The following is a 7,783-nucleotide window of genomic DNA, read 5'->3' as shown; positions in this document are numbered from 1 at the left end:
CCATACTAACAATACCAATAAATCCTCAACTACCAGTAAGAATTCTATCATTCCGTTTCGTTGTTTTTCTAAGCATTAAATCAGGGTTATTAGGTCCCATTGACATTGGAATTGCAATAACAGATTCAACAATTAAATTAATTCATAAAATTTGAATTGGTTGCAATAATTCATTTCATCCAAAAATAGCACCAATAACAATTGAAAATACTTGGGCCATATTAGTAATTAAAATAAAAATAACAATTCTTTTAATTTTACTGTAAATATTACGCCCTTCTTCAATAGCATCAACAATAGTAGCAAAATTATCATCAGTTAATACTATTTGTGAAGATTCTTTAGCAACATCGGTTCCCGTAATACCCATCGCTACTCCAATATCTGCCGCTTTTAAACTAGGAGCATCATTAACACCATCACCAGTCATCGAAACAACCTTATTATGACTCTGTAATGCTTTAACAATCTTAACTTTATGTTCAGGAGAAACACGAGCAAAAACTCGATATTGATTAATATTAGCATTAAATGATTCTTCTGGAATATCATCAATTGTATTACCACTAAGTGCTTGTGTTTTATTTTCAATCAAACCTAATTCTTGACCAATAGCAACAGCAGTATTTAAATGATCACCAGTAATCATAATTGTATCAATACCTGCTTTTTTAGTTTTAACTAAAGAATCTTTAACTTCGTTTCTTGGCGGATCAATCATTCCAACTAATCCTAAAAAAGTTAAATTACTTTCAATTTCACTAATATTACTATAATCTTTCGTATTATTAACAGTTTTATAACTTGCTCCTAAAACACGTAATGCTGAATTTGACATTTCTTCCATACTTGCAATTATTTCTTTTTTAATTTGTGCAGTTAATACTACCCTTTCGTTATTAATAAGCGTATGAGTACAAATATTAATCATATTATCAACCGCGCTTTTAACAAAAACATAAGTTTCTTTATCGTATTCATTAATTGTTGACATTAATTTACGATTGGAATCAAAAGGTATTTCATGAACTCGAGTATGTTTATCACTAAGTGCCTTTGTTGGAAACTTTAATGTTTCTGATCAATTAATAAGTGCTGCTTCTGTTGGATCACCAATAGTTTTATTTTTACTAACTTCACTATTATTACATAATACTAAACAATCTAAAAATAATTGTTCTTGTTTAGTTTTCTTTTTAAAGTCATTACTATCATTAACTGATTTTGTTAAATAATATTTTTTAACAGTCATTTTATTTTGTGTTAAAGTTCCGGTTTTATCAGAACAAATAATATCAACTTGACCTAATGTTTCAACAGCAGGTAAATGTTTAACAATAGCATGTTTTTTTGCCATTCTTGAACTTCCCAGTGATAATGAAACGGTGACAATAACTTGCAAACCTTCAGGTATTACTGCTATTGTTAAAGCAATTCCAAAAATTAAAGCATTAATAGCAGGTACTTTAATTAAGAAAAATTGTAGTAAAAACATAGCTAAACCTAATAATAAAGCAAAAACTGAAATTATTCTAATTAAAAAAGACATTTGTCGCGTTAATGGTGATTTAGGTTCTTTTTCTTCTTGTAATAACTTAGTTATTTTTCCAATTTCAGAAGTTTTTGCTGTTGCATAAACTAAACCAAGACCACTACCTGTCGCAATAGAAGTAGACATAAAAGCAAGATTAGTTCTTTCACCAATTGATAATTTTTCTTCAGTTAATGCTTCAGTAGTTTTACTAATTAAGGTTGATTCACCAGTTAAAAGTGATTCATTAGTACGTAAATTATAAGACTGAATAATACGCAGATCAGCAGGTACAAACATTCCAGCATCTAAATAAACCAAATCACCTACCACTAAATCTTTAGCATCAATATCGTATTTATTACCATTACGAATTACTACTGCTTGTGAAGAAACTAATTTCTTTAAAGAGTCCAAAGAAGCTGCAGCTTTTACTTCTTGATAAGTAGCCAAAGTAGCATCAACAATTACAATTAAAAAAACAACTAATGCTTCTTGTCATTGACCAATAACAGTAGCAATAATTGCTAATGCAATTAATACTAAAACAAATGGTTCAATAAAATGTGCTAAAACTATTTTTCAAATTGGCTTTTTTTTCGTAACTGGTAATTGATTAGGTCCTGTTTCTATTAGCAATTGAGCTGCAGCTTCTTCAGTTAAACCTGTAACAAAATTAGTATTTAATTTTTTTGCTAATTCCTTAGAACCTGTTTAGAATCTTTTCAAAATAATGTAAATGATTATATATTTGTTAGAGGTGAAGATAGTATAAAATTATCCTCAAGTCACCTCCAAAGAACAATTTGAGAACATAAAATCAATTTTTAGAAAATAGCAAAAAGAAAACAAACCAAGTAGTTTAGTGCTGATAATAACACTGTGCCGAAAGAAAATCTTTCTGCAGTTCAAAAAAATAATATAGATGCTATAATTGTGAAAATTGGCCTGAAATCAAAACAATCATAAATGCAAATGTTGAAGTTATAAACGTAATGAATTACATACTTTCAGTATTACCAAAAAGATGAATTGTATAACGAAGCCGCTGGATTAGAAAATACAGAAGCACATGAAAAAACAGAAAGAAAGTATGAACTTGTCAAGAAAAGTGGACAATAAAAGTAACCTTTATTAAATTCCATAAAATAGCGTTTGTAAGTGTTAAATTTATAGGTATGAAGTAATTATTTGTTGTTTGGAATGGGATTTAACTTGATATTCGATTGACCCATTCCTTTTAATTTTATTTGAGGTCGATAATATTATAAAAGTAAATATATTTAGGTAAGTTGTCTTGTATTCCATTCAATAGTTTCATTTTTTCTGAATTTGATATAGAAATTCTGTTTTCATTGTTCCAAATCGCCTAGTAGCACCATTATCACAGGAATTACTCTCTTCTAGACATTGGAATTTTTTATTTTTAATTCATCACATAAATTTTATAAGAAGGATTTGTGATAAAGCGAAATCCTTTGATCTGATTGTAAAATTCACAAGTAGGTTTTTGAGCATTAACTCAGCTTGATAATAATGACAACAAATGTCATGTCTAAACTTGCACTTATTTTATAATCTAATATTTATTATTATGAAAATCTTTAACAATTGATAAATAATATGTTTTACCATTAGTTAATAAATAAGTTATATCAGTACTCTAATTTTGATTTAAATTAGTAGTTGAAAATCACGTTTTAATAAATTATCATATCTTAAACTTCCTGATTTAGTTCTATAATCAAATTTTTTATGCGAACCCAAATTTTTAAACTCATATTTTCATATATCTATATACAATATGAAATTTTAATTTTAAATTATAAATTTTGTTAATTCATAAAGTTATCATTTTATAACCATAAATTCTTTGAAATTCATAAAAATATTTTAATTATATTGTTTAAAAATTATTCATTTATTAATTCATTCATTCCATTCTAATTCACTTATAATATCCTTGATTTTGAAACATTTAATAATCAACATAAATAACTAATCTATTATTTTTTTTTCAATGAGAAACGCAAATATTTCTTCTTTTTTGTCGATTTTTCTAAATACTTTTTATATCGTTCATTGTCTCAATATATTCAATTAATTCTTGTTTTTGTCATTTCATTAAAATTTAAAGATTTGGGTCGACCTGTTCTTTTGGTTTTTTTAGCATCGAATTCCATTGATATATTCTAAACCTTTTTCACCTTAAGAAATTTATATGCTTTAATTCATTCTTTTTATTGATGATCGACCAATACCATACTCTAATGTGGTTTTATCGGTAGCAACTAATTACTGGACCACTTTCATACTTTCTAAATTTTTTTAATTTGTAAAATTGGTGGTTTTGTGAAATTTAGAATGTATTCCTTTTCATAATTATAAACATAACATATTGATTTACATCATTTATAGCCATTGATTGTTAAATATTGGTTTGAACCTTGGGTAATCACCTTGAGATAAAATGTGAGAATCAGGTTTTCTGATAGAACATTACTGCTAATATCATAAGGTTGCTTTTGGCTTAAGATTATTTGTCATCAATAGTCTTAAATGATATGTTCAGTAATAAAATTCAGCAGCATTATCTGAATGTAAAATAACGCTGGATTTGTTTTAAAGGAAAATTGCTAAAGTATTTTTTCAAGAGCAGGTTTTACAAATCTTTGGTACATCACAGAAGGCATTATAACTAACATTATTTGAATAAAATCAATAATACTAAAGGTATAATCAGCCTTCTTAGCATATTAATTTATTGTGTATCCATTGATCAAATTTGATTAGAAGAAGTTGTGATTTTAGATAGATGACTTTATCACGATGTGGGTGGTCCATTATGGCAAATTTTTATTTTTATTATTATTATTTTGTTTGTCAAACCTGGATGCTGTTGTGGGATCTTTCAATTTTCTACTTGTTTTGTTGATAATTCTATATTTAAGTGGGAATGTTTTTTCTTGTTTTAACTATCTTTAAATGCTGAAAATTGTAACATTCATAAATTCCTCACTCTTTTCTTGTAGAATGAAATTCAATTAAAATTGTATAATTTTTGATAGGTTTATATTACAATGATCAAGGTGATTTATTTCTTTTTAATAGGTTTTTGCTTGTTCTAGGCAATATGTTGATCTGTTTAATTGAAGATATTGAGAAAGATGTCTAATTGAAAATATTGATTCTGCAATGATCAATAATTTTAATTTTTATTAATATTTAATTTTCTAATAAATAATTCTTATTTATGTTTAATTTTATCCATTAATAAAAATCCTTTCATGTCAAATTAGTGTTAATTATGAACTTGTCAAGAAAAGTGGAATAAAAGTTAACCTTTATTAAATTTTATAAAATAGTATTTGTAAGTGCGTTAAATTTATAGTATGGAAGTAATTATTTGTTAATTTGGAATGAGCGAATCGATATTCGATTGGACTCCATTCCTTTTAATTTATTTGAGGTCGATGGTTATAAGTAAATATATTTAGGTAAGTTGTCTTGTATTCATTCAATAGTTCTATTTTTCTTGGAATTTGATATAAAATTTGTTTCATTGTTCCAAATCAAGATTCAGTAGTACCATTATCACAAGAATTACCTTCAGACATTGAAATTTTATTTTTAATCAACCTATGTTTAGTATGAAGGATTTGTATAGTGAAAATCCTTGATCTGATTGCAAAATTCAGAATTAGGTTTTGAGCATTAATCAGTTTGCACACATTTGACAACAAATGTCATATCTAAACTTATTTATTTATAATCTTAATATTTCTATTATTATGAAAATCTTTAACAATTGATAAATAATATGTTTTACCATTAGTTAATAAATAAGTTATATCAGTACTCTAATTTTGATTTAAATCAGTAATGAAAAATCACGTTTTAATAAATTATCATATCTTAAACTTCCTGATTTAGTTCTATAATCAAATTTCTTTATGCGAACTTTGAAGCCAAACCTATATTTCTATATATCTACAACATGAAATTTTAATTTTAAATTATAATTTATTAATTCACAAGTTATCATTTTATAAATCCATAAATTTCTTGAAATTCATAAAAAATATTTTTAATTATATTAGCCAAAATGTATCTCTTACGTATTAAATTCATTCATTCCATTCTTAATTCACTTATAATATCCTGATTTGAAACATTTAGCAATCAACATAAATAACTAATCTGATATTTTTTCTTCAAGGAGAAAATCACAAAATATTTCTTCTTTTGTTTGATTTTTCTAAATACTTTTTTATATCATTCATTGCCTCAATAGAACAATAAATTTCTTGTTTTGTGTCATTAAAATTTAAAGATTTGGTCGACCTGTTCTTTTGGTTTTTTTAGCACGAATTCCATTGCCATATTCTAAACCTTTTCACCTAATAATTTATATGCTTTAATTCATTCTTTTATTGATGATCGACCAATACCATACTCTAATGCGGTTTTATCAATTGTTTTAATTTTACTATTTTTATTATTTTTAACTTTTCTTCTTTGATAATCACTTAGCCACAAAAACAACACTCTTAAAGTATTTAATAATAAAGGTTACAATTTGTGTCTACTTTATTCTAGATGTTCAGTAAATACTAGTTTACAAATGGTTGTTCTTGCCTTTATTTCAGTTTTATTAAAAAGATCCTAAACAGGTTCTTAGTTGTATCATTTCAAATCACAATTATTTAACCCCCTTTTTAAATTTAATCCATCATAATTCCTTTTCAAAATTTTTTATCATTAGATTGTGGGCCTAAAGCACTTTGTGGTAATTTTTGAATTTTTAACATTTCTTCTTCTGTTAGTTCAAAACCCCCAATATCGGGATTACTAATAATTCGCTCTGGATTAGTTGATTTAGGAATAACTACTTGACCCAATTGTCAAGCTCATCTTAAAGCAATGTGACTAGTAGTAACCTTGTATTTATTTGAAACACCAATTGCCCTAACTTTACCATATTCATAAAATTCTTCTAAGGCTCTTCAACATTCAAAACTTTGTTTAGTTGGTCAATGAATTAAACATAAATCTAAATAATCTAGTTTTAAACGAGTCAGGATACCACGCAAAGCATCTTTAGTAAGTTCATATTCATGATTGTCATTTCAAATTTTAGAAGTAATAAATAAATCTTCCCTTTTAACTTCTGGATTTTCTGCTAAAAAATCTTTAATTGCATTACCAATTATCTCCTCGTTTTTATAATATTCTGCAGTATCAATATGACGATAACCATTTTGCAAAGCACAAATTACTGAATTATAAATAGATTTACTATCAACCATTAAATATGTACCTAATCCAAATTGAGGAATTTTGACACCATTATTTAGAGTTATCGTTTTTTGTAAAATTTGTTCTTTTGTAAGTTTTACCATTTGTCTAATATTCTTTCAAACAAAATATTAATTATAACCCGCTGTAAAACGTTTTTTAATAAATTTTTGTTCTTTAATCTCATTAATAATAGCAATTGCAGCATCACCATAACTAATCTCGCTTTTTCCTTCTTTATTAACAATTAAATGATTGTTACCAATTTTAAATTTACCTAAAGTTGGTAATTCTGGGTCATAGTATAAAGAAGGGCTAAAATATGTTCAATTAATGTCACTGCTACGATAAGTAGCTAATGCTTGAACTTGTTGTTGTGCATGTTCTTTTCATGCTTCAGGAAATGCACTTGTTTCTACTAATATTTCATTCTTATCATCTAACAAACTACCAGCACCACCAACAATTAATAACCTTTTAATATTTTGACATTCATGCATGATAGTAATTAAGTTTTTAGCAACTTGCTGATGAATATTTTGGGGATTATCAATAGTAGGGCCGTAAGCACTAATTAAAATATCAACATCATTAACAACCGCTTTAATACTACTTTTATTAGTAAGATCAGCTTTTTTAATGGTCAATCGATTATCATTATTAAGAATTGGCATTTTAATAGGATTTCTAGTAATGGCAACAACTTGATATCCCTGTTTTAAAGCTTCTTTAGTTAAAGCAAGTCCCGATTTTCCTGATGCTCCAATAATTCCAATTTTCATAGTTAATACTCCTTTTCAAACTTAATTTTAACGAAGAGTCAACAATATACTATAGTAATTATAGCATAAGTACACCTTATATTAGGTATTAGTTTGGGCGTTAGTAAATCATAAAATTATGATTTTAATTTATAATATTGCTACTTTTACTCATAAATTTACAATTATATAT

The 7,783-nt window shown here is 26.1% G+C and carries 6 protein-coding genes; all 6 read right to left on the bottom strand.

Going from position 1 to position 7,783, the window contains the following annotated elements:
- Window positions 1–2,194 (bottom strand): cation-translocating P-type ATPase (locus M0D11_RS04445; RefSeq protein ID WP_252320463.1); only part of this gene is annotated, 2,194 nt, incomplete at its 3' end.
- 1,343 nt (window positions 2,195–3,537) lie between these two features.
- Window positions 3,538–3,714: a hypothetical protein gene (locus M0D11_RS04440; RefSeq protein WP_252320461.1), complete on the bottom strand. Its 177-nt coding sequence runs from the start codon at window positions 3,712–3,714 to the stop codon at window positions 3,538–3,540.
- Window positions 3,715–4,986: 1,272 nt separating this feature from the next.
- On the bottom strand, window positions 4,987–5,169 hold the full coding sequence (locus tag M0D11_RS04435) for a hypothetical protein (RefSeq protein WP_252320459.1): 183 nt from the start codon (window positions 5,167–5,169) through the stop codon (window positions 4,987–4,989).
- 748 nt (window positions 5,170–5,917) lie between these two features.
- Complete coding sequence (locus tag M0D11_RS04430) at window positions 5,918–6,070, bottom strand: hypothetical protein (RefSeq protein ID WP_252320457.1); 153 nt, start codon at window positions 6,068–6,070, stop codon at window positions 5,918–5,920.
- Between the two features lie 185 nt (window positions 6,071–6,255).
- Complete coding sequence (locus M0D11_RS07260; RefSeq protein ID WP_252320455.1) at window positions 6,256–6,933, bottom strand: aldo/keto reductase; 678 nt, start codon at window positions 6,931–6,933, stop codon at window positions 6,256–6,258.
- A 27-nt stretch (window positions 6,934–6,960) separates the two neighbouring features.
- Window positions 6,961–7,611, bottom strand: coding sequence for an NAD(P)-dependent oxidoreductase (locus M0D11_RS04420; protein WP_252320453.1), 651 nt, complete (start codon window positions 7,609–7,611; stop codon window positions 6,961–6,963).
- Window positions 7,612–7,783 lie beyond the last annotated feature (172 nt).

It is taken from the genome of Spiroplasma endosymbiont of Lariophagus distinguendus, from assembly GCF_023846195.1.
Taxonomy (GTDB): domain Bacteria; phylum Bacillota_I; class Bacilli_A; order Mycoplasmatales; family VBWQ01; genus Spiroplasma_E.
This window is presented reverse-complemented; position numbering and strand designations above follow the sequence as displayed.